The sequence below is a fragment of the Streptomyces sp. NPDC005496 genome (assembly GCF_042872045.1).
In the GTDB taxonomy this organism is placed as follows: Bacteria; Actinomycetota; Actinomycetes; order Streptomycetales; family Streptomycetaceae; genus Streptomyces.
Map to the genome: position 1 here is coordinate 396,797 of NZ_JBIAJQ010000006.1, position 21,069 is coordinate 417,865.

Consider the following 21,069-nt stretch of genomic DNA (forward strand, 5'->3'; position numbering starts at 1 on the left):
AACCGGGCGCTCGTGGTCCGGCTCCCACGTGCCGGAAGGGTGCCATCGACACGGCTCGATGGCACCCCCGGGTCACGGGTGAGGCAGCGAAGACACAACACGGCGAGACGTGGGGGAGTGGTGAGTGTGATCCGCCTGACCGGCCGGTATCGGTTTCCGGTCCGCCAGCGGCCCCAGTCCGGCAACGTCAGGCGAACCGGGGGCCGGACCCGAGCCAGGCAACGGGACGGGTTACGAGTCGCCCTCGCCGTCGCCGCTGTGCTGACAGCTTCATGTTCGACCGACTCCGCCCCGTCGGCACCCCCGGCTACGGCGACACGCGTGTCCGCCGCCCGCCTCAGCACCGCATTGCCGGACGACCCGGTGCGTATGGTCCTGCCCGCGACCGGCCGGGAGACCCGTTGGACGCAGGGACTGGACGTCTTCGTACGGCAACAGGCGCGCGCCGCCGCGACATCGTGCGCACGGAAGCACCAGACGAACCTGCCCCCACAGGCCCCGCTCACGTTCATCAGGTACTACGAACTCCCCGACCTGGATTTCGTCGCACGGCACGGGATGAGTGAGAGCGCCGCGGTCCCCGCCGCTGCGCCGCAACCGGCAGCCTCCGTGTCCCGCCCCACGACAACGGGTGCCGGTGCGCGTCGCGAGAGTCAGAGTGAGCAGGACATCGCAGGGGGCACCGGGAACCGCCAGGGGAACGCGGCCGGCGACGGAGACGGGTCGAGCGACACGCCCGCCGCGCGCCGATGCCTTGCCGAGGGGACCGAGGCTGCTGCCGCACTGCGCAACACCTACGCGGCACTCCAGGGAAAGTGGTTCGACACTCTCGTCTCGCTGCGCCGCGACGCCGCCGTGCTGCGCGCTCTTGGCACCCTGCCGGACTGCCTGAGCCGACACGGAATCCGGGTACGCGACGAGAACGGCTTCTTCGCCCTGGTCGACGCTCAGCAACAGACCGCGGCCCCGGACGAGTTACCCGCAGTCGAGCACAAACTCGGCAGTGCCTACGCAGAATGCATGCGCCCGGTAGAAACCGTTCGCGAAGCAGCACGGCTGCGACTGCGCGCCCGTTTCCTTGCTCAACACGACGACGCCGTACGTACATTGCGCAAGACCCTCTACCCACGTCTCCACCGAGCGGCGAAGGAACTCGGCCTCCGCCTGGTCTTCCCTGCGCCGTAGCGCAAGGCGCAGGAGCAGAACTGTTCCTCCGTGTCCGCGTTCGTCGATCCGTGTCCCGAGGCTATGAACGAGAAGGCTCAGGCGACTCGCTGCCGACCGATCTGAGCGCCCCACCACTGGGCCGCTGTCCATCTCGTCTTGTCGAGATCTCCAGAGATTCAGCGGCAGCAGCCCCAACCCCAACTCTCCCAACACAAGCGCGAACAGCTTGCGGGTTCGCCGATACTCACCACGCGCGAGGCCGCCCAATGGAGGAGGCACGGGAGCATCAACCCCGGCCCCAACGGAGGCTCGACGGATCAGCCTCCGCACTACGGCGGATCGGCGCGTACAGGTGGCCTCGGCGGTGTCGGGGTGCTACTTGGGCCAGCCGATGTCGTCTTCGTCGGCGGTGTTGGTGTTCGTGTTGGGTGGCGGTGCGGATGCGTGGGCGTGGGGTTGTGAGGTGGGGTGCTGGTGGGGAACCGGAGATGTCATGGGTGTCTCCCGTGGAGGTGAACGAGAACGGTTCCCGTGGATGGTCGGTGGTTTTGTGGTTGCGGGGCGTGGTTGTGCCATTTCTGGTTGAAATGCTGCGCGTTGCTGGTCAAGGACCGCTTGAGGAACGCATGAAGGTCTCGTGAGGTTGGCCTGAGGTGGGGTTCAGGGGGTGTGGCAAAACATTGCCGGGTGGTTGCCCCGCGCCTACGCTCGGGGCGGGTTTGTGATCCCGTGAACCTGCTTCTTCCCGCGCACCTACTCTGCCGCTGCCCTTGCCTCGATCGCTGCTCGTTCTCTGCCCGTGCCCGTGCCCGTGCCTCATGTCGGCTGTGGCGGCTGGCCGTTGCCCCGGACGGTGTCTCGCCTGCTCCGATCCGTGCTCTTGCCCTTGTCCTTGCCTCTTGGCTCTGACTGTGTGTCTGTGAGGGATTGGTTTTATGTTGCGTCAGCCTGCTTTTGGGCGTCGTCTTCGTGGTTTGCGGGTGGCTCGTGGGTTGTCGCAGACGGCGTTGGTGGGGGAGGGGATGTCGACTGGGTATTTGTCGCGGTTGGAGTCGGGGGCTCGTCAGCCGACGGAGCGGGCTGTGGCGTTTTTGGCTGAGCGGCTGGGTCTTGAGGTGGCAGACTTTGAGGAGCCTGCCGGTGGGTCGCTCGCGAATGCGTTGACGCTGGTTGCTTCTACGGGTTCGGATTCGGCGTTGGAGGTGTTGCGGGAGGCGTTGGGGGCGGAGGGGCATGAGTCGCCGGTGTTGCGGTGGCAGGCGTTGTGGCAGTTGGCGGGGCGGCGGCGGGTGCAGGGTGACCATGCGGGGGAGCGTGAGGACCTCGCGGAACTCGTCGGCCTGGGCGAGGTGGTCGGGGTGGTGGCGTTGCGGGTGCGAGGTCTGACCCGTTTCGCTCGCTGTCTGCGTTCGCTGGGTGAGATTCCTGCCGCGTTGGATGCCGCGACGACCGCGCACCAGTTGGCGCGTGAGGGGGGTGTGGAGGTGGAGGACCGGGCGGGGGTGTTGCTGGCGTTGGTGTCGGTGGAGGCCGAGGCGGGCCGGATGCCGGACGCGCGGGCGCATGCCGATGAGCTGGTCGCGTTGGTGATGGGGCGTTCGGATGTGTTGTGGGCGGAGGCGATGTGGACGGCCGCGGCGGTGCGCTTGCCGCAGGGCGATCACCAGGCGGCCCAGGGCTATTTGCAGCAGGCGCTGGAGGGGTTCGACAGCGCGCTGGATTTGGTGTTGTGGCTGCGGTTGCGTCTTGCGGCGGGGCGGCTGCATCTGCAGAAGCTGCCGGCTGATCCCGGGGCGGCTGAGGAGTGTGTCCGTGCGGCCGAGCCGGCCCTGGCCTTCGTGGGGACTGCGGGTCTGCGTCAGGAGTTGACGGCGTTGAAGGCGGATCTGGCGTTCCTGACGGGCCGTTACGACGATGCTCGGGTGCTGCTGGCGGAGCTGGCCGAGGTCGAGCCGCGGATGACGTACCGGGACCGGGTCCGGCTGGACATCCTGCGTCAGCAGCTGCTGATCCGTTCCGGTGACGTCCGTGGGGTGCAGGGGCTGCGGGTGCTGGCCGAACAGGCGCAGGCCGATGCCAACATCGACCTGGCCGCGGAGATCTGGCGCATCCTCGCCGAATCCCTCGCCGCAGGCGACAACCCACGCCACGCAACCACCGCCAACTGACAGTGGACTAGGGACACCGGAACGTGCGCTTGGGGTTGGCGTTTTCGATGCGGCGTGCACCGGCGGCCTTCTCTGTCTCCCGCGCCCGGGCCTGCGGCGGCCCTCACTCCATGAGGCCGGCGGCGGTGGTCGCGCCGAGTTCCCAACACGCCTCCACGTCCGTCTTGCCCGGTTCCCCGGTGACGGTCACCGCTTCGGCCGCCCGGCGCCAACCCAGGCCGGTCGTCACAGCCTCGATGCTTCGCACGGCGCCGGTGACGTCGTTGCCTCCGTGCACGTAGTAGGCGAACGGGCGGCCGCGGGTGGCGTCCAGGCATGGGTAGTACACCTGGTCGAAGAAGTGCTTGAGGGCGCCGGACATGTAGCCGAGATTGGCCGGCGTGCCCAGCAGGTAGCCGTCGGCGGCCAGGACGTCGGACGCGGTGGCGGCGAGGGCTGCTCGGCGCACGACACGCACGCCTTCGATCTCCGGTGCCGTCGCGCCTTGGACGACCGCTTCGAACATCGCCTGGCAGTTCGGCGAGGGTGTGTGATGGACAATCAGCAAGGTAGGCACGGCATCGAACCCTGCCTGCTAGGGCGGCCCGCCGCAACCGGTGACGCGCGTGAACCACCGTACCTTCCCACCCCCAGGCGTGATGCCTCCTCCGGCGGCCGGTTCGCCACCTGACGCCACACCACCGCGCCCAACTCCTCCGTACCGCTGCGAGCCGTCTTGCCGACAGGCGCCGATGCCGGGATGGCCGTTCATGCGAACGGAACCCATCCGTTCGACACCCGGAGCAGTTGTTGCCGGTGAGGGTGCTCAAGCGCCTCTGCCCGGGCGCTGGACGCTCAGGTCTCCGTAGGTCGACAGAGCGCGGGGCAGGCCACCGGGGTCGTGCCGCAGGGTGGCGTCCAGGAAGGCGAGCGTGGCCGCGGCGACGACCCGTGGGCTCTCGGTGCGGCCCAGGGTCCCGACCAGCGAGGGCATCGGTGGCAGATACAGAGGAGCGTCCATGAAGGTGAGGTGCGCGGCGCCGGGAATGGTGAGCCGGTAGCTCGTCGCGGTGCTGAGCCTGAGGGCCTTGGTGAGACGGGGCAGGTACCGCGGGTCGGTTTCAGAGGTGATGGCCTGGGTGAGCGCGAGCGTCGGCTGGTGCAGGGAGGGGGAGAGCGGGCCGTGCGGGTACCCGTCCAGATCGATGACGGCGTCGAATCGGCGGTCCTGGCGGGCGGCCTGCAGTGCGGCGGCACCCCCCATGGAGTGACCGGTCACCGCGACCCGGCCGGTGTCCAGCCGTCCGGTGAGCGGGCCGGTGGCCTCGCCCCGGTCCAGGCGCTCCAGTTGGGTGAGGGCGAAGCGGAGGTCGGCTGCCCGGACAGCCGTCCAGTCGGCCCCCAGCCGTTCGTCTTTGTCCCGGTCGCCGGTGGAGGTGAGCGTGGTGGTGATCGTCCGGCCGTCGGCAAGGACGACGGCGGCGGAGTCGTAGGGATGGTCCAGGCCGGCAACGATGTAGCCGTGGCTGGCCAGTTCCTCCGCCCAGGCGGTGTTCTGGGTGCGCACGCCACCGGCCCCGGGGGAGAACAGCACGACGGGGAACCGTCCGCCCTCGCTGGCCACCGGCGCGTTGAAGACCGCATGGCTGCGGGCCTGAGGGACGTCGTTCAGAAGGAAGCCGGGCATGCCGGCGTAACGGGCGAGGGCGTCGGAGACGATGCGCGCCTCGTGTTGTGTGCGTCCCAGGTACGGAGCCCGCTGTGCCCCTGCGAGGTTCGGCTTCGCGGGGTACCAGAGCTGGACCACGACCGTGCGCCGGTCGTGCGGGTCGGCGGTGAAGCTCTCGGGACGGTGTGGGTCCGTCCACTGCATCACGCGGGTGCCGACCGCGAAGGTGCCTGACGGCTCGGGGAACACGGGCACCGGGAAAGCCCAGGCGCTCACCGGGCCCGAAGCGATCAGGGCGACGCAGGTAGTCGATCCCGGCAACGCCAGCCACCATCGGGCCCGCCTGGCGGGACGGCCGTCACGGCGGCGCAGCAGCGCGGCCACTGCGAAGGGCAGCGCGAGCGCGGCACCGCCCAGCACCGGCAGCATCTGCCAGCGCATCCCAGCCACGCCCAGCACGATCGCGCACAGCACGAAGGCCGTTCCGGCCGCGATCGTGGTGCGCGGGCGGGCAATTGGGGGAAGCCAGCGCGCCGCAACCAGCGCGAGAGCACTGAGCACGGCACACAGTTCCAGAGGGGACAGGTACAACCCCGTGATGGTCTCGGTCACTTGGCCATCCTCGGCTCAGGGAATGCCCTGCCACATCGCCCTCCGGTCGCCACCGTGTCCACCTCAAGTCGCACCCCGGGCACGGCCGGGTACGGCTGCGGTCGCACCCAGGCGCGTCGCCGGTGCCACCGCAGGCCGTCAAATGTCGAGTGCGCTAGGACTTCGCCAGGAAAGGTGTGATGGCCGCCCAGGTCGCGTCGGGGGCCTCGAGGTGTGGGAGGTGGCCGGCCTGCGGGATCTCGACGAACTGTGCGCCTGGCACGGCGGCTGCGACGGCCCGCCCGTACGCCGGCGTGACGATCCGGTCGCTCTCGCCCCACACCACGAGCGTGGGGACCGTCACCGCGCCTAGCCGATCGAGGAGCGTCGGGTCACTCATGTTCGTGCCCGCGAGGGCGGACATAGTGTGTCCGTTCGCCTGCTGGATCGCGCGCTGCTCATCGGTGAGGCCGGCCGGATCGATGTATCCGCGCTCGGGGTCGTGCCATGCGGCTTCGGCGAGTCCGCGGGCGTCGAGGGCGAAGAAGTCCGCGACGGGCTCGCCTTCCACTTCCGCTCCCACGCCGTCGATATCGACGACGGCCCCGATCAGTCCTGCGTACCGCTCGTCGTGGGCGGCCTGTATCGCCATTTCCAGGGCGATCCACCCGCCGATCGAGGATCCCACCAGTACGACGTCGTGCTGCTCGTCCTCCAGTAGGCGTTCCAGGTAGGCGGCTGCGAGCTGCGCGATGGTGGAGATGGAGTCGGGACGTGCTGTGCCCTCCCAGCCGGGATGTGTGGGTGCGAGCGCGTGCAGGGTGGCCGCGAGGCGTCCCACGACGGGCGCGACGGTCCGGGGTCCCCCGCCGCCGTGCAGGACGAGGGCCGTGCGTGACCGGGGGTCGCCGGCCTGGAGGACAGGAAGGTCTGCGGGAAGTGAGGCGTTCATGACGCTCCTCCTGAATCAACATGTTTATCTACTGATGTTGATACCGTAGCACCATGACGACCGACCTCGAAGCGCTCGGACTCGCGATCAAGCGGGCGCAGTACCGGAACCACCGCACCATGGATGCCGCGCTGCGCGAGATCGGAGTGAGCCTCGTCCAGTGGGACGCCCTGCGTGCCATCGACCGCATGCCGGGGGCGTCGGGACACGAGCTCGCCGTGGCGACATTCCAGAGCGACCAGGCGTTCGGCACCCTCGCGAGCCGCCTGGTGGACCGGGGGCTCATCACTCGGTCCGCGGGCCGCGGGCGACGCCTGGAGCACACCCTCACCGAGGCGGGGAGGGAGGCGCTCACGGAAGGGCGACGCCTGTCGGTCTCCGTACTGCAAGACCTCTTCGCACCTCTCGACGAGGCGCAGCGTAGGGAACTGCTTCGATCGCTACGGGAACTCACCACGGAGGCGTGACACGACAGCGCGCGCATTCGTGTCTTGATGCTTCTCCGGCTTCATTCCGGTGCGGTAGGCCGTGTTCTGTGCCGCACCACGTGCGGGTCGTCCGATGCGACTGCCTCAGGCGCTGTCTGAGTTGTCACCGGACCGGACACGGGGCGAGGGGCTGTCAGCGGCCTCTCGTGCTCGCGCACGCGGGACAGGCAACGACGGTGCGTCGTTGCCGAGTTCCCGCCGGACGACGGACGCGAACGCTCCGACGCGCACGGCACGCCTTGCTGCGAGGAGTTCGTCGCGGAGTACGTCCACACTGTGCTGATAGCCGGACTCGACGCTGGAGAACCACTCCGTACCCGCGCTGTCCATCGCGTGCAACTGTGCCAGCAACTGGTCCGCGGCCTCGGCGACGCGCGCGGGCCCGGCGATCGCCGCTCGGCTGTGTGCGGCCGTCACCTCGGTCCACAGAGCGGCACTGTCGTCGAACAGCTCCCGGTCAGCGACCCCCTTGCCCAGTTTGGCGTTCAGCTGCCACCAGTGCATCCGGTACTGATGCGCAGCGCTGGCGAGGTCGTTGCACGCCTCGCGGCGCAAGTCGGCTCTGCGGCGCTGCTCCTCGATGTCGAGCTGGGCGCGTGCGTGCCGACTCTGGAGAAGGGCGGTGAGGACCCCTCCCGCCAGCCCTCCCAGTGTGCCGATGGAGGTACCGATCAGGGTTGCCACCGTCGCGTCCATGCCGGAATTACACCACTGGCGCCGGGCACACAGCGCGGAGCGCCTGAGCGTCACCCGCCGTCCGTACCTCCCTGCCGGAAGCGGACGGCAACGGCCGTTTGGGCATTCCGCCTTCCGCAGCCTCCGGCGACGGCTGAGCCCGAACGGCATCGTCCGCTCGGCCGTGGAGCGGCGTCGTGCCGGTGCGTCCGTCACGAGGCAAACCGCTCCGGGTGGGAGGATGCGGCATATGCAAGGCACTGACTGGTGAAGGAGCCGCAGGTGGGATCCGACTGGCTGTCACAGCGCGCTAGGGAGGCCGAGGCGGCCGTGCCGGGTGGCTTCGACCTCTCGGAGTGCGTCCGTGAGCCGATCCACCTCCTGGGCGGTGTCCAGTCCTACGGCACGCTCCTGGCCGTGGCGGTCGTCTCGGGGATCGTCGACACGGCGGCCGAGAACAGCGGCGCGCTGCTCGGCGTCGCGGCCGGCGACCTGGTCGGCGCGAACGTCCTTGAGGTGCTGGACGCGGACGACTGGGCGGAGGTGCTCGACGCCACCACCGGAGAAGACGGCACGGGTGCCGCACTGCCTGTCGTGGTGGGGGCCGGACCGAAGCGGCGGTCCTTCGACGTGAGCGCCCACCGTCGCGAGGGCCTGGTCATCATGGAGTTCGAGCCCCGAGAGGACTCCGCGGCCTTCCACTTCTCCGGGTTCTACCAGGGCATCCGCCGCGCGTTGGCGCGCCTGCGGTCGGCCGGTTCCGTCGAGGACTGCTGCCGGGTCGCCGTCCGGCAGGTACGCGAGCTGACGGGATACGACCGCGTGGTCGCCTACCGGTTCGACGGCGCCGACGGGCCGGGTGAGGTGGTGGCCGAGGACGTGACGGAAGGCTGGGAGCCCTGGCTGGGCCTGTGGTTCCCGGCGACCGACATCCCTCCCCAGGCCCGCCGACTGTACGAGGAGAACTGGATCAGGGTCATCGCGGACGTCGATGATCCGACGGTGCGCCTGTACCCGCGGGTCAGGGCGGCCAGCGGCACGCCGCTCGATCTCTCGGGGTCGGCCCTGCGCACGGTGTCGGAGTTTCATCTGGAATACCTGCGCAACATCGGAGTGCGGTCGTCCATGTCCGTGTCCGTGCTGCGGGAAGGCCGGTTGTGGGGGCTCATCGCCTGTCATGGGGGAGACCCCGTGCGGCTGGCTCCCGAGGTCCGTTCGGCGTGCGAGCTGTTCGGCGCGGCGTTCTCGCTTCAGTTGGCGGCCATCGAGGAGCGCGACCGTGCGGACGCGCTGACGCGCTCGGGCGGACGCGCGGCGGCAGTGGCGGAACTGCTCGGTGCCGACCTGGAGACCTCGCTCGTGCGGCATGCCGCACAGGTCCAGGAGCTGATGGAGGCGGACGCGGTGCTGCTCATGCGAGGTGGGCGCCTCACATGTGCCGGACCGTCCGTGCGCCGGGATGTGGCCGACGAACTCGGCTTGCGGGCAGCGGAGTTGCTGACGGGGGAGGTATGGGACACGGACCGACTGCCGGAGATGTTGGCCAAGGGGGCGGCGCCGGAGACGACCCGTGTGCCCGGGATCACGGGAGAGCGGGGCACGGCTCCCGAGTCGCACGCGGCACACGAGAGCGCGGCCGACGGACCGGGCGCGGCGGAGGAACTGGGTTCGGCAGGAGGGACGGGGGACCCGGACTGGGCGGGGGGCGTCCCCGCTGGGGCGTTGCTGATTCCCCTGCGTCCCGGGGACTACCTGGCGTGGTTGCGTGACGAGCGGCCGCTGCCGCGGAAGTGGGCGGCCGACCCGTCCGTGCCGGTCCGCGTGGGGCCCCGCGGAGAACGGCTGACGCCGAGGGGTTCGAGTGAGGTGTTCCGGTCCGTGACGCGCGGTCGGAGCCGTCCGTGGACGCCACAGGACCGGGCGGTGGCAGGCGAGTTGTGGCGCATGCTGACCGGGCTGGTGCTGCACCACGCGGACGTCCTCGGTGAACTCAACGAGGAGCTGCGGATGACCAACACGGACCTCGACTCGTTCGCCCACGCCGCCGCGCACGACCTCAAGGAGCCCCTGCGCGGTATCTCGAACGCGGCGACGTTCACGCTGGAGGACGCGGGCGACTCCCTGGACGACAGGAGCGTGGCGCGTCTGCGGACCATGGAGCGCCTGGCGGGCCGCATGGACGAGCTGCTCAACTCGCTTCTGGACTATGCCAGGTTGGGCCGGGCCGGCCTGCGCCGCCGTGACCTGCCCCTCGACGAGGCCGTCGACGGGGCATTGGAGGTCGCCGGCCCGCGCCTGGCGGAGGAGCGGGTCACGGTACTCCGGCCGCCGTCGCTGCCCTACGTGAACGCCGACCCGGACCGGCTTGACGAGATCCTTGTCAACCTGCTGGTCAACGCCGCCAAGTACGCCGCGGACCGGCCAGACAGGACCGTCACGATCGACGTGGAGAACGTGGACGGACCGAACGGCGCGGGCACCGAACAGGCCGTCGTCGTGCGTGACAACGGCCTCGGTATTCCGGCGGACCGGCAGGCCGAGGTCTTCGATCTGTTCAGGAGGCTGCACGGCCCCGGCGACCACGGCGGAGGGTCCGGTGTGGGACTGGCGGTCGTGAAGCGGATCGTGGAGCGGCATGGCGGACGCCTGTGGCTTGAGAGCGAGCCGGGTGTGGGATCCGCCTTCTACTTCACGTTCGGTGAGCCGGCGCCGCCGTCCGAACCCGCGTGAATCCTCGTCTGCTGCCAGTAGTCCACGGCGCCCTTCAACACGGTTCGGAACAAGTGGAAGTTGACGGGTTTGTAGATGTAGCTGTCCGCCCCTGCCGCATAGCAGGCGTCGACCTCCGCCGGCGCGGTGGAGGAGGTGAACACGACGACGGTCACCGCCGAGAACTCGGGATGGGAGCGGATGGCGGCGAGGAGCGTGTGCCCGCCCGCACCGGGCATGTTGAGGTCGAGCAGAACCAGGCCGGGCAGCTCGTCCGCCTCCTGCAGCCCGGCGACCACGTGTTCGCCGCGGTTCGCGAACTCCAGACGCAGATCGGGATGGGTCTGCGCCAGGGCACGTTGGATGGCCTCCGCATCCTCCTCGGAGTCCTCCACCACCAGTACGCGGCCGTGGTCGATGGACCTTTCGTGGTCGTGCTGCTTCACGCTCGTCCTTTCAGCCTTGCCACGAGGACGGCTGTGTCGTCGTCGCCGTGCCGACGGAAGTCCGCCGACATGGTGACCAGCCGTCCGGCCGGGTCGGTCGCGGCGCCGCTCTCGCGTAGCGCGTCCGCGAGGTGGTCCTCGAAATAGCTGCCGTCGGCACCCTTGGCCTCGGTGAGACCGTCGGTGAACATCACCAGGGCCTCACCCTCGGACAGATGCAGGTGCGTGGGCTGGTAGTCGGCGTCCTCGAGGACGCCGAGGAACACCCCGGAGCAGTCGACCTCACGTACCCGCCCGTCGGCGCCGCGCACCAAGGGGCGCGGATGCCCGGCGCTGGCCACCTCGGCCGACCAGCCGCCCGGCGCGGGCGACAGGACGGCGACCACGGCGGTCACGAAACGCGTGGTCTGCTCGGTGAGGAGGGCCCGGTTCAGGCGGGCGAGCGCCTGCGCGGGAGGCGTGCGGTCCTCCAGAAGGGTGCGCAGGGTGTGCCGGGCAAGGCCGGTGAGCGCGGCGGCCTCCGCGCCTCGCCCGCAGACATCGCCGATCAGCAGGGCGAGTTGGTCCCCGGCGACAACGGCGTCGTAGAAGTCCCCTCCCACGTCGAGAGAGGAGTCGGCGACGGCGTACGCGGCGCTCAGCTCCACGCCGTCCACGTCGGGCAGTGCGCGGGGCAGGAGGTGTCGCTGCAGGACTTGGACGTGTCGGCGGCGCTGCTCGTACAGCATGCTGGTGTCGATGGCCAGGGCGGCGCGTCCCGCGAGATCGTCCAGGAGTCTCGGGCTGCCGATCTCCGCGTCGTCACGGTGGTACAGGAAAGTGAGGGTTCCCAGGGAGCGGCCCCGTGCACGCAGCGGACTCACGCTCAGCGCACGTACGGGAGCGCCCTCGGCCGCGGCGCCGGTACCGAAGGGGCCGCCCAGCAGGTCCGTCCCGCGCAGGACCTCACTCGCGCCGCCCTCGGCCCCCGCCCGCAGAACCTTCGCGAGCCAGGAGTCCGCACGGGACACCTCGGCCAGCCAGTCCTGGGCGGAGGCGGCCACGTGGGCGGACGCCACGGGGTTGAGTTCGTCGCCGGGGCCGAAGAGGTGCACCACGCATCCCTCCGCCACGGCCGGAACCGCGAGCCGGGCCACCCGCCGCAGGGTCTCCTCGACATCGAGACTGGCGTCCATCTGCAGCGATGCCTCGGCGAGAAAGGCGTCCTCGACCTGAAGCCGGTCGTGTATGCGGTACTCCACGATCCGCTTATTGCTCGCGATCAGGACGTCCGCGATCTGGAGCAGCCGTTCTTCCAAGACGCAGTCCTCGGCCGGCGGCGAAGCGAGACCCACCCACAGCGACGCCCAGTCGGCCCCGCCGAACGGGATGACGCATTCGAGAGCGTGGACGGCGCCTGCCGAGGCCAGCAGCCGGCTCTCCGGGCCGCGAGCCGCAGGTTCGGCCGAAAGGGGAACGTGGCGCAGAATCTTCGGGCTGTGGGGGACAGCGTCGGCTCGACTGGCACGGCATACGTGCTCGTCGCGCGCCGCGAGCTCGGCACGACTCAGAGTGATCGTCGGCCCGGTTACGTCGCTGGAGTAGCGCACGTACTGGACGTCCCGGGCGTCCCAGCGGCTGCCCACACTGGCCAGCACGTCGGGGTGGGCGAGCAGAGCCGGGTACACGCCGTCCGCAAGGGCGGTGACGTCCTGGATCTGTGCGGCCGCACGCCACAGGGTGTGCAGCCGCGCGGACCAGTCGTCGCCGGCCGAAGGCCGGGACGAGGCACGTGCGTCGTCCTCGGACACGGATCTCCCCCTTTCTCGCACCGTTCGGATGCCTCCTTCCCGGCATTCTCCCCTGTGCGCACGCCCGGCGGCCCGGCGGCATGCGGCATCAAGGGGACGAAGCAAGTGGGCGCGCCCAGTGATGACCGGAGGGCGTCCGTGTCCGGCTCCGTGAACGACTCGGGGGAGGGACGCCTTGGTGGCTCTCCTCCGCGGCGTGGGACTGGGCCTCGGCGCACGTCTCGGCCTCCGCCGCCGCCTTGAGCTTCGCGGTCGTCTTGATCACCCGCTCGACCTGGCTGCGGGCGCCCGTGCGGACGGCGTCGTCGACGGGGTTGGCGCTCTGGCCGTCCGTGTGCGAGGTGCCGTACAGGTTGCTAGGCGACCGGTTGCCTAGGCGCACGAATCCCGGGTCTGCTGTGGTCGGCGCTGCAGGGGCGAAAAGCCCACCAAGCGGCAAAATACGCGAACTCCCGCACCGCTCCCAGGACATACCCGAAGTCGGTGGTTGATCTGTGCGCCGTGTGGGGTAGAACAGGTGTCGGGTGCACTCCGGTGACGGAGAGGCGCCCGCCACAGATCAGCCGGGGTGGACCCGGCGCTAATTCGAAGGACAGCAGTATGGCCAGCGGCACCGTGAAGTGGTTCAACTCCGAAAAGGGCTTCGGCTTCATCGAGCAGGAGGGCGGCGGCCCGGACGTCTTCGCCCACTACTCCAACATCTCCGGCAACGGCTACCGTGAGCTGGTCGAAGGCGAGCACGTCACGTTCGACGTCACGCAGGGCCAGAAGGGCCCCCAGGCCGAGAACATCGTCCGCGGCTGACCTGAGCCGTCCGTCGACGCCCGAAGCCTGCGAGGGCCGCGGGTCGACTCCCCACGCGTGAAGAGGGGCCCGGCGCAACCGGGCCCCTCCACCGTTCTCGCGTCCGGTGACTCAAATCGGCGGAATGCGGGCTACTTTGGCACCCTCAAGGGGCCGAGACGCGCGAGGACGCCTGTCGCGGTTCCATCCACTGGTACCTCGTCGCACTGCTCACGGCTGCACCGCCCGAGCCTCTGCCTGTGACCACCTAAATCCGGTGGGGTGCAGGGCACCCGTGGCAAAGGCTCCTCCGTCATGCCTATCAGCCTCCGCAAGTCCGCCCTGCCCGCCGCGTCCGCGGCTCTCCTGCTGACGGCCGTGACGGGTTGTTCGTTCGGCTCCGACGGCGAGCGGTCAGCGCCCAGCCGAGTGCCGCCCTCGGCTCGACGCCGTAGGGGACAGCCGCTGCCATGGCCCCGCAGACGCACCCGGGCTGGGGCATTGTGGTCACCGGGTTCGGCCGCCTGGTCACCATGGGTGACCGGCTCGCAGGCCGCCCGCTCCCCGTCGGCGTCGCAGCTGGGACGAACGAGTCTGTGGCCTCCTCGGTCTGTACCCGCCCTGACCTGGGCGCCGGAACGCGCGTCCCCGTCCTGCCCATGACTGCCACGGTGCTTCCGTGGGGGAGCCGGGACGAAACGGCCTCCTCAGTCTCCTCGCCGGCAGGCCGCGTGCACTCGGGCCCGGACCGCTCAGCACATGCGGGGACGGCCCGCCCGATGCACCTTGAAGGGGGACGACCCGGGAGGTGCAGTCCGATGCCGGAGGCGGAGTACGCGAGGACCAGGCGCCACCTCATGTGGCGGTGGCGGAGCAATCCGCTGCGGCGGCACGCCGACGTCGTCGAGGCAAGGGTCGTCGTGGCGGTATGGGCGGCCGTCTCGCTGGGCGGAGCGTTCGTCGGCACGCTGACGGCGGACAGCATCGACCAGTCCTTCGCGGAGCGGCGGGCCGCGCTACACGCCGATCAGGGAGTGCTCCTGGAGAGCACGATGGACGCCGTCGCGATGGCGGAGGGACCTCAGCGGATCAGTGTGCGGGCGCAGGTCCGCTGGACCACCTCGGACGGCGCCACGCATACCTCCCGAGCCTGGGTCGACGCCGGTCGGAAGGCGGGTGCGACCGTGCCCGTATGGACCGACGGCCAGGGCCGGCTCACCAGGGAACCACCTTCGGCGGGTGAGGCGGCGGCGGAGTCGGCCTTCCTGGGGGCCGGCGCGGCTGTTGCCTTCAGTGGCCTGACGTACGCCGCCGGACGGGCCGTACGGTGGCGGCTGGACCGCCGACGCTACGACCTCTGGGCGCGGGAGTGGGAACAGGTCGGGCCCCAATGGCGACGCCGGACGATGTGACCGTGTTCGCGCCGGGGCGTGATCGCCGATGAGCGGCGGGACAGTCGGCCGGTGGGGGATGGGCCGCCTGGAGGCTGGGTCGTGGCCAGGCCCTACGGTCTCCAGGCCGCAGTGATCGTTTCGCCGAGGAGATTGCCCGGCCTGGCCAGGGGCCTCGAACGGCACGGCAGCGCTTTCAGAGGCGGCCAAGGTGGCGCAGGGCTCTTGCGGCGTCCTCTCCCGCCTTACGAGCGGTTTCTCGCACACCTGCGCTTGCCTCAGCCCCTTGAACGCTTGAGGCCAGCTTTCGTACCTGGCTGTAGTGGTCGTTCAGGGCGGACCGCGCGAGGAGGTCGAAATGTGCTCCGCGGGCACTCTCCAAGGCTTGCAGCTCGCGTTCATCCACCATGCCGGGCATGTCGTGGCCCTCGTGCGGGTTGTTGTCGGCTGCGCCTCTGTCCGCGAGCAAAGCCCGCAGGGAGGAGAGCTCGGCTCTATTACGGTCCGAGGTGCCGACGGCCCAGGCTTTGAGGTTAGTGCTTGAGCCCTGCTCTGGTACCAGTTCCAGGATCTGCTGCGTCTGACGGTCCATCGCCAGCATGAGCTGTATCCAACCGAGATCGGTGGCGTTGAAGGTCGTCGCCGTGGCGGCAGGATGGCCCTGGGGCCGGCCGAGGCCAGGGGAGGGCGGTCCGGGGTCAAGCGTTGAGGTCTTGGAGGGAACGGGTTGTCCTGGGGAGTGGGCACACCCCGACACGCTCAGCGAGCAGAACAGAGCGGCGGCGAGGGCCTTACCTGCTCCAGCGACGATGTTTGTCGTCATCGCTGTTCCTCTCTTCTCCGTGCTCTGACGTGTCGGGGGCTGGGCGCCTTGGCTCGACGATCAGGAGGGGTTGCCGTCGGCTCCGCACTTGACGATGGGGTTGATGCAGTTCGTGACCCTGCGGGCGAGTTCGTTCTCGGGCCACGCGTTGAAGAAGTCACCGTGCATGGTGTACCCGGGCCCCGAGGCCAGCCGCAGGCCCTGTGTGGAGCCTGATACCGGGTAGCGCAGGACCTGGCGCAGCTTCGGTACGGGAACGGGGTGGCTGGCAGGGCACTCGCCGTTGACTGGGTAGGACATGTGACTCTTGTGGTCGGCGGAGTCCAGGTCCCTGCCGTTCCAGCACTGAGGGAAGTCCAGATAGGACTCCATCATCGATCCCGCAGGGCAGGTCACGAAGTCCTTGGAAGGGTTGACCTCGCCGTGGTGCAGGCAGGACCAACGGGCGATGGAGGTGGGGTCGTTGGTGCCCGTGGCCTTGGCGTTTCCGGCTACGATCCGCAGTCCCTGCGGGAAGGGGCGAATGCGCTGGATGACGTCGTCCCGGACACCTTCACCGAGGTAGTAGAAGGTGGTGCCGGTGGGTTCCACCGGCTGATCGTTTCGGTAGAGCGTCGGCACCCAGTACGAGGACGTGTCTACCGCCGGACTGCAGGTGGACGACGAGCCGAGTAGATCCGTGACGTCCGTGTGAGCGTTGGTCACCCGACTCCCGAAGAAGCTGTGCATGTGGGAGGCGCCGGGAAGGCCGGGGAAAACGATGGGGTCGTCGGGCAGTCGGTGGCTGTAGGGGCACTCGGCGAGGAACTCTGCGACCCGGATGACCTGGGCGCCCTGGGGAGTGGCGTTGAGTTCGCCGGTCTTGGGCTGGGGACCGGACGAAGGGGCGCCGCTGTACAGAGCGGCGAACAGAAGACCGAGTGCGGCCAGGGCCGTCGACCAGGCGCGGTGCTTCCGGCGGCGGTCCGTGGGAGGGCGTGGGGGATTCCTCAGCACAGCACTCCTCCTTGTGAGAAGAGGTGGGGGATGTTTGCCGGGACCGGTTCCGGTACCGGTTCCGGCCCTGGGCTGAGTGAAGGGCACCTGTCATGTAGGCGTCAATACTTCTCGTAGTGATTGGTACGGTCCGACTCCCGAGCGCCTTCAACAAATCAAGCCGGACGGAAGGCTGTCGGCTCGGTCGTCCTGGTGGAACATCTACGGCGCGTGGCTGAAGGGGTACCCACCTGCACCTGAGCGCCCGGGTGGGAGCGCGAAATTTGGTACGTGCCGGCACTGCCTGTGCAGTTCCGCTCCTTCCCCCGCAAACCGGCAACTCGTCGCCACCGGCCGAGGCAGCCCCATCCGGCGCCTCGCCCGCCACTGGCCCCGGACCGGCGAGGTCACCACCAGGCTCGAACCTCTTGCACGACGGTCGAACCTCGGCTGACCGGACGGTGGGTGACCCGCGGGGCATGGTCACGGGCGAGTCGAAGGCGCGCTCACGTCGTGTCGCCCACGGGGCGTGGGCCGCCTTACGTCCACTGCCAAGTGGACAGCATGACGTCCAAGTGGTGTGTGGTGTCCGCGAAGTTGTTGTCGTGGTCGGTGAGTTCGAGGCGTAGTTGCTCGCTTCCCTTCTCGATCAGGACGACGTGTAGGTTCTTGTCCGGCACGTCCAGGACCAGTGCCCGTGCTCCGGCGACCGTGGTGCGGTGTCCGCCCTCGGCCAGGATCGAGGCGGTCACGTCGTCGATCGGCCAGCGCGTTGTGCGGCCGATCCATACCCTGCCTCGTTGACCGAAGCCCGGCCTGAGCAGTCCCATCTGCGCCTGGACCGTCCTCTGCCCGGTCACCGGGTGCGCCGCGGCGCCAGTGAACTCGTACCAGCCGGGTGCCAGGTGCATACGGAAGTCCCCGCCGTCGACCCACCCCCGGTCGCCGATGCTGACCCCGGCCAAGTACGCCGGATCGACCCGGCTGTGCTCGACGAGCGTGACCGCCCCCACCGACAAGGCGCCGGCCGTGGTGAGGGCCAGAGCGGCACGGTGCCACGGAGATGTCCGTCGGCGTTCCCGCGGCCGATCCCGGGCCGGACCGGCGCCGGCCCGGGCACCACGGGCGCGAAGGGCCCGCTCACGCAACGCGGCGCACGGCAGCAGCAGCACCGCGGTGGCCACCGCGGTCCAGCCGAGCAAGACCTGGACGACTACCCACATCCCGGCTGCGACGGGTGGTGCGAGACATCGCCGGGCGGACACCGGTCCCTCAAGGACGTCGACGCAGTTGCCGAGACTCGGCTGTGCGATGACGACCGCCGCCGCCGCGGCAACGGACGCCGCGGCTGTCAACAGCCCGTGAAGGAGCGGCTGTCGTCCAGCCCGTGCGGTGGCCACCAAAGCGGTCAGCACCACGGTGGCGACGGCAGCGGCCATGTGCAGGAGGTAGAACCGCGTGAAGAACTCGGTGTGCCAGCGTTCCGCCAGAGTCAGCCGGTGGCCCAGCGCCGAGGTCAGAAGCAGGAACACCACCAGTAGCGATAATCCGGTCACGCCGATACGTAGAGATCTGCGAACCTCTCCAGCCGCTGTTGTCGCTGTCGGCGGTGGCCCAGGCCGTACCAAGGGCGACGGGGGCGTGCTCGACTTGCGCCACAGCACGGCCGGGACCGACAGCGCCGCCATCACGGCTGCCATGGTCAGCAGCAACGGTGCCAGCCCGGTCGTCGCTACGAGGGAGATCAGCGTGACCGGAGCGTTGTAGGACGCCGAGAGCCTGAGCATGTTCAGTGCCGGGTTGTCCGCCAAGCCGACCACGGACTGGCCTACGAGGACGGCTTGCGTCAGGAAGGTGTAACCCACGGCGGCCAGGGCGACCGCGCACGTGAGCGCACCGGGCATGTGCCGTCCCGAGTACGGCACCGTCCTGCTCGCCGTCATCCTGTGCCAGTACGCCACCGCCTCGGCGGTCAGCCTGGGTGCAGGCACGGAAGCGAGGAGGACGAGGAGGATCCATCCTGGAATCCAGGCCAGCAGATCATGCGCGTCCGTCCAGACGATGAACGAGTCGGGCGAGGCGAGGGGGCCCAGCACTGTGCCGGTGGCCAGCCCGAGACCGTAGGGCCACATGCGGCGGGGAGCAGCTTGGGGGTGGGCGGATTCGTACCGCCAGCGGCCCACCACGACGACCGCCGCCACCAGGACGCCCGGGACCGCGCTCATCCACAACGGCACGAAGACGATGTTGCTCAGGATGGACAGATTCCGGAGTCCCATCAGGGTGACGGTGGCCGTGAGCCCGGCGCCGACGCCACCCCAGTATCCGAGTCCGAAGGGCAGGCTCGTCCCCGCAAAGTGCCGTGCTCGCTCGGCCGGTGTGGGGTGCAGCGTACGCAAGCCGGCCCCCACTCGGTGGCGCGGCGCCGGCATGTCTCGCAGCACACGGGGCAACGCGCTGGTTTTTCCTTCCCACTCGGCGACCCGCGCGTCCGCCTGAAACTCGCGCGAGCGTACGAGCGAGGCCAGGAGCAGCAGGGTGAGGACGCCCAGTAGCAGAGCCTGCGCAACGGGACCGAGGACAATGAGGCGCAGCGGACCGGAGTTGACGAGGCGGTTCACCGAATCCGCCCCGAGCACCATCCCGAAGGACGCAGTCAAGGTGAGGGCGAGGTAGGTGGGTTCGACGTCCCGGTTCCGCAGGTGAGCCAGTTCGTGAAGGACGACCGCGCGAAAGGCGGCCGGGTCGGTCTGGTAGCGGACCACCAGGCCAGTGCTGATGGCCAGTCTGCGCCTTCGGGGCAGTCCGAAGACGAAGGCGCAGGGCACCGCGTTGAAGGGTTCGAGGCGAAAACGCAGACGGTTCACGCCGGCGAGCCGTCGCAGCCGCTCCAGTTCCTCGAGCAGGTCGGCCGCGTCGGCGGTGGACAAGGAGCTCAGCCGGCGACGCCGCTCGTGCCACGCGGGATGGACCAGGTAGAGCAAGAGTCCTGCGCCGAAGACCAAGCCCAGGCCGCCGAGTTGGTACGAGAGCAGACGACGCTGCGTCGGTGCCATGCACCGCCCCCACTGAGCCGCTCGTTGCGCTTCGCCCCGGGATGCGTCGATGGCCGTGTGCAGATCGAGTGGACCGGTCGGCGGCTTGGCCGCACCGCTTTCGCCCATGCGCTCCAGGCAGCTGGTCAGGACCCGCCCGTGCTGCCGTGCCTCCGCGCTGGGAGTGAGCAGCGTGGAGAGGAACACCGAACAGGAGAGCGTGATCATGATGAGCAGCAGGACGAAGAGGAAGGTGGTCTCTACGGGCGGCCCGGACCCGCGTCGGCGGCGCATGGGCCCCGGTTCCGAGATGACCGTCACGGGCGTGCCGGTCGGGTCCTCCGTGGCGGCTCCTTCCTGCTCGCTCATGCCGCGTCTCCCGTAGTTTCCTCGTCGGCGAGCGGCTGGCAGGGTCCCTCCGGGGCGCCCTCCTGGTCAGCGTGGTTCGGTGCCGGCGTGGCCTCCTGCGCCGTCGGGGCGTCGGGTGCGGCCGTGGTGTCCTGAGGGCCCTGAAGGGCGCCGACTACGGCATTCGCCATGAGCCACTGCTGCTCCTCGGGCAGGCCCATGGCTCCGGCCTGCTGCAGGATCCGCCGGTGCACTTCCCGCAGATGTTCGGGGCTGAACGTCACGGTCGGATCCTCACCGGTGTCCGTGCCGAAGCGTGCGCGCAGACCGTTCAGCAGTTCCTCGGCCCGTGCGCGCCCTGCTCGCACCATGGCTCCCGCGGCCTCTGCGCACAGCGTGTCCCACAGGCGTCGGCAGACTTCCAGCGCCACCGGGCTCAGCAGTGCCACCGCTGTCTCGACCCCGATGCCGAGCAGCGTGTCCCGGCCTTTGCGGTCCAGTCGGATGCCCCGCCTGAAGTACTCGTCCCGCATCACCCGGAAGGCCGGCAGTTCGCCAGGCGCCCCGTCTGTGACGACTATGTGCGCGAGCGCCCCGACGACGCGTCGGTCGTTTTCCGGCAGCACTGTCGACAACCTTCACCCCTCCCAGGGAGACAGCTGGTGAAGCCGTCACGGTAGGAGGCCGGGCGCACCACTCGGGAGCTTTTTTCTATAAGGGCCCACAGTGGGAGCACTGGTGATATCACGTGATGTGATCTGCTACGTGAGCACGGGCAGGTTTCGGATACGTGCCATGAGGCTCCGGCCCACTGCTACCCGGTCACACGACACGTCCTCGCGCCCACTGTCTCGTGGCCCTTTGCGAGCACATTCTGCGCGCTTTCGAAGAGTTGCAGCCCGAGCGCCGACGCCGTGTTTGCCCGGCTGCTGCTGACCAAGCCGGCCTTCCGGAGGGCGCGACTGTGCTCCGAAGCCGACGCGGCTGAGATGCCGAGCCGTAGGGCGAGTTCGGTGGTTGTGCATCCGGATGGATACGGCATGGAAGCCGCCCCGTCCAGCGCGGGCGACTTGAGGACTA

16 protein-coding genes are annotated in these 21,069 nt (G+C 69.6%); 6 read left to right on the forward strand and 10 right to left on the reverse strand.

Going from position 1 to position 21,069, the window contains the following annotated elements; translation table 11 throughout:
* The first annotated feature begins 321 nt into the window (after nt 1-321).
* On the forward strand, nt 322-1,185 hold the full coding sequence (locus ACFYQQ_RS20930) for a hypothetical protein (RefSeq protein ID WP_355784124.1): 864 nt from the start codon (nt 322-324) through the stop codon (nt 1,183-1,185).
* A gap of 917 nt (nt 1,186-2,102) precedes the next feature.
* Nucleotides 2,103-3,335 (forward strand): helix-turn-helix domain-containing protein, encoded by a 1,233-nt coding sequence (locus ACFYQQ_RS20935; protein WP_388904940.1) that lies wholly within the window; start codon nt 2,103-2,105, stop codon nt 3,333-3,335.
* Nucleotides 3,336-3,438: 103 nt separating this feature from the next.
* On the opposite strand, the gene ACFYQQ_RS20940 is transcribed toward ACFYQQ_RS20935, so the two are convergent.
* From ACFYQQ_RS20940 to ACFYQQ_RS20950, 3 genes are all read right to left on the reverse strand, one after another.
* Entirely contained in the window at nt 3,439-3,891 is a 453-nt protein-coding gene (locus ACFYQQ_RS20940; protein ID WP_355787979.1) for an NAD(P)H-dependent oxidoreductase, read from the reverse strand.
* A 249-nt stretch (nt 3,892-4,140) separates the two neighbouring features.
* Nucleotides 4,141-5,595: an alpha/beta fold hydrolase gene (locus ACFYQQ_RS20945; protein ID WP_355787982.1), complete on the reverse strand. Its 1,455-nt coding sequence runs from the start codon at nt 5,593-5,595 to the stop codon at nt 4,141-4,143.
* A gap of 154 nt (nt 5,596-5,749) precedes the next feature.
* Entirely contained in the window at nt 5,750-6,526 is a 777-nt protein-coding gene (locus ACFYQQ_RS20950) for an alpha/beta hydrolase (RefSeq protein WP_355787985.1), read from the reverse strand.
* Between the two features lie 53 nt (nt 6,527-6,579).
* On the opposite strand from ACFYQQ_RS20950, the gene ACFYQQ_RS20955 reads away from it, so the two are divergent.
* Complete coding sequence (locus ACFYQQ_RS20955; RefSeq protein ID WP_355787988.1) at nt 6,580-6,993, forward strand: MarR family winged helix-turn-helix transcriptional regulator; 414 nt, start codon at nt 6,580-6,582, stop codon at nt 6,991-6,993.
* Nucleotides 6,994-7,098: 105 nt separating this feature from the next.
* Here the strand turns inward: ACFYQQ_RS20955 and ACFYQQ_RS20960 are convergent, their stop codons facing one another.
* A complete protein-coding gene (locus tag ACFYQQ_RS20960) occupies nt 7,099-7,710 on the reverse strand; it encodes a hypothetical protein (protein ID WP_355787990.1) in 612 nt (203 codons plus the stop codon).
* 261 nt (nt 7,711-7,971) lie between these two features.
* Here ACFYQQ_RS20960 and ACFYQQ_RS20965 point away from each other — a divergent pair, with 261 nt between their 5' ends.
* Nucleotides 7,972-10,419, forward strand: coding sequence for an ATP-binding protein (locus ACFYQQ_RS20965; RefSeq protein WP_356242678.1), 2,448 nt, complete (start codon nt 7,972-7,974; stop codon nt 10,417-10,419).
* Here the strand turns inward: ACFYQQ_RS20965 and ACFYQQ_RS20970 are convergent.
* Nucleotides 10,374-10,844 (reverse strand): response regulator, encoded by a 471-nt coding sequence (locus ACFYQQ_RS20970; protein WP_355791882.1) that lies wholly within the window; start codon nt 10,842-10,844, stop codon nt 10,374-10,376. The two genes, ACFYQQ_RS20965 and ACFYQQ_RS20970, sit on opposite strands and share 46 nt — an antisense overlap.
* Entirely contained in the window at nt 10,841-12,634 is a 1,794-nt protein-coding gene (locus ACFYQQ_RS20975) for a GAF domain-containing SpoIIE family protein phosphatase (protein WP_356174907.1), read from the reverse strand. Before ACFYQQ_RS20975 ends, ACFYQQ_RS20970 begins: the two co-directional genes overlap by 4 nt.
* Nucleotides 12,635-13,234: 600 nt before the next feature.
* Between ACFYQQ_RS20975 and ACFYQQ_RS20980 the strand changes: the two genes are divergently transcribed.
* A complete protein-coding gene (locus ACFYQQ_RS20980; protein WP_081220973.1) occupies nt 13,235-13,438 on the forward strand; it encodes a cold-shock protein in 204 nt (67 codons plus the stop codon).
* A 797-nt stretch (nt 13,439-14,235) separates the two neighbouring features.
* The gene (locus tag ACFYQQ_RS20985) at nt 14,236-14,829 is read left to right on the forward strand and encodes a hypothetical protein (protein ID WP_356242675.1); all 594 of its coding nucleotides are present in this window, start codon (nt 14,236-14,238) and stop codon (nt 14,827-14,829) included.
* Nucleotides 14,830-15,004: 175 nt separating this feature from the next.
* Here the strand turns inward: ACFYQQ_RS20985 and ACFYQQ_RS20990 are convergent, their stop codons facing one another.
* From ACFYQQ_RS20990 to ACFYQQ_RS21005, 4 genes are all read right to left on the reverse strand, one after another.
* Nucleotides 15,005-15,631, reverse strand: a complete 627-nt coding sequence (locus ACFYQQ_RS20990) for a DUF305 domain-containing protein (protein WP_355785742.1) — start codon at nt 15,629-15,631, stop codon at nt 15,005-15,007.
* Nucleotides 15,632-15,691: 60 nt separating this feature from the next.
* Entirely contained in the window at nt 15,692-16,627 is a 936-nt protein-coding gene (locus tag ACFYQQ_RS20995; RefSeq protein ID WP_388904941.1) for a DUF1996 domain-containing protein, read from the reverse strand.
* A 518-nt stretch (nt 16,628-17,145) separates the two neighbouring features.
* On the reverse strand, nt 17,146-20,010 hold the full coding sequence (locus tag ACFYQQ_RS21000; protein WP_356242673.1) for a M48 family metalloprotease: 2,865 nt from the start codon (nt 20,008-20,010) through the stop codon (nt 17,146-17,148).
* Nucleotides 20,007-20,615, reverse strand: coding sequence for a hypothetical protein (locus ACFYQQ_RS21005; RefSeq protein WP_355788025.1), 609 nt, complete (start codon nt 20,613-20,615; stop codon nt 20,007-20,009). The genes ACFYQQ_RS21000 and ACFYQQ_RS21005 overlap by 4 nt, the downstream gene beginning before the upstream one ends.
* Nucleotides 20,616-21,069: the final 454 nt, after the last annotated feature.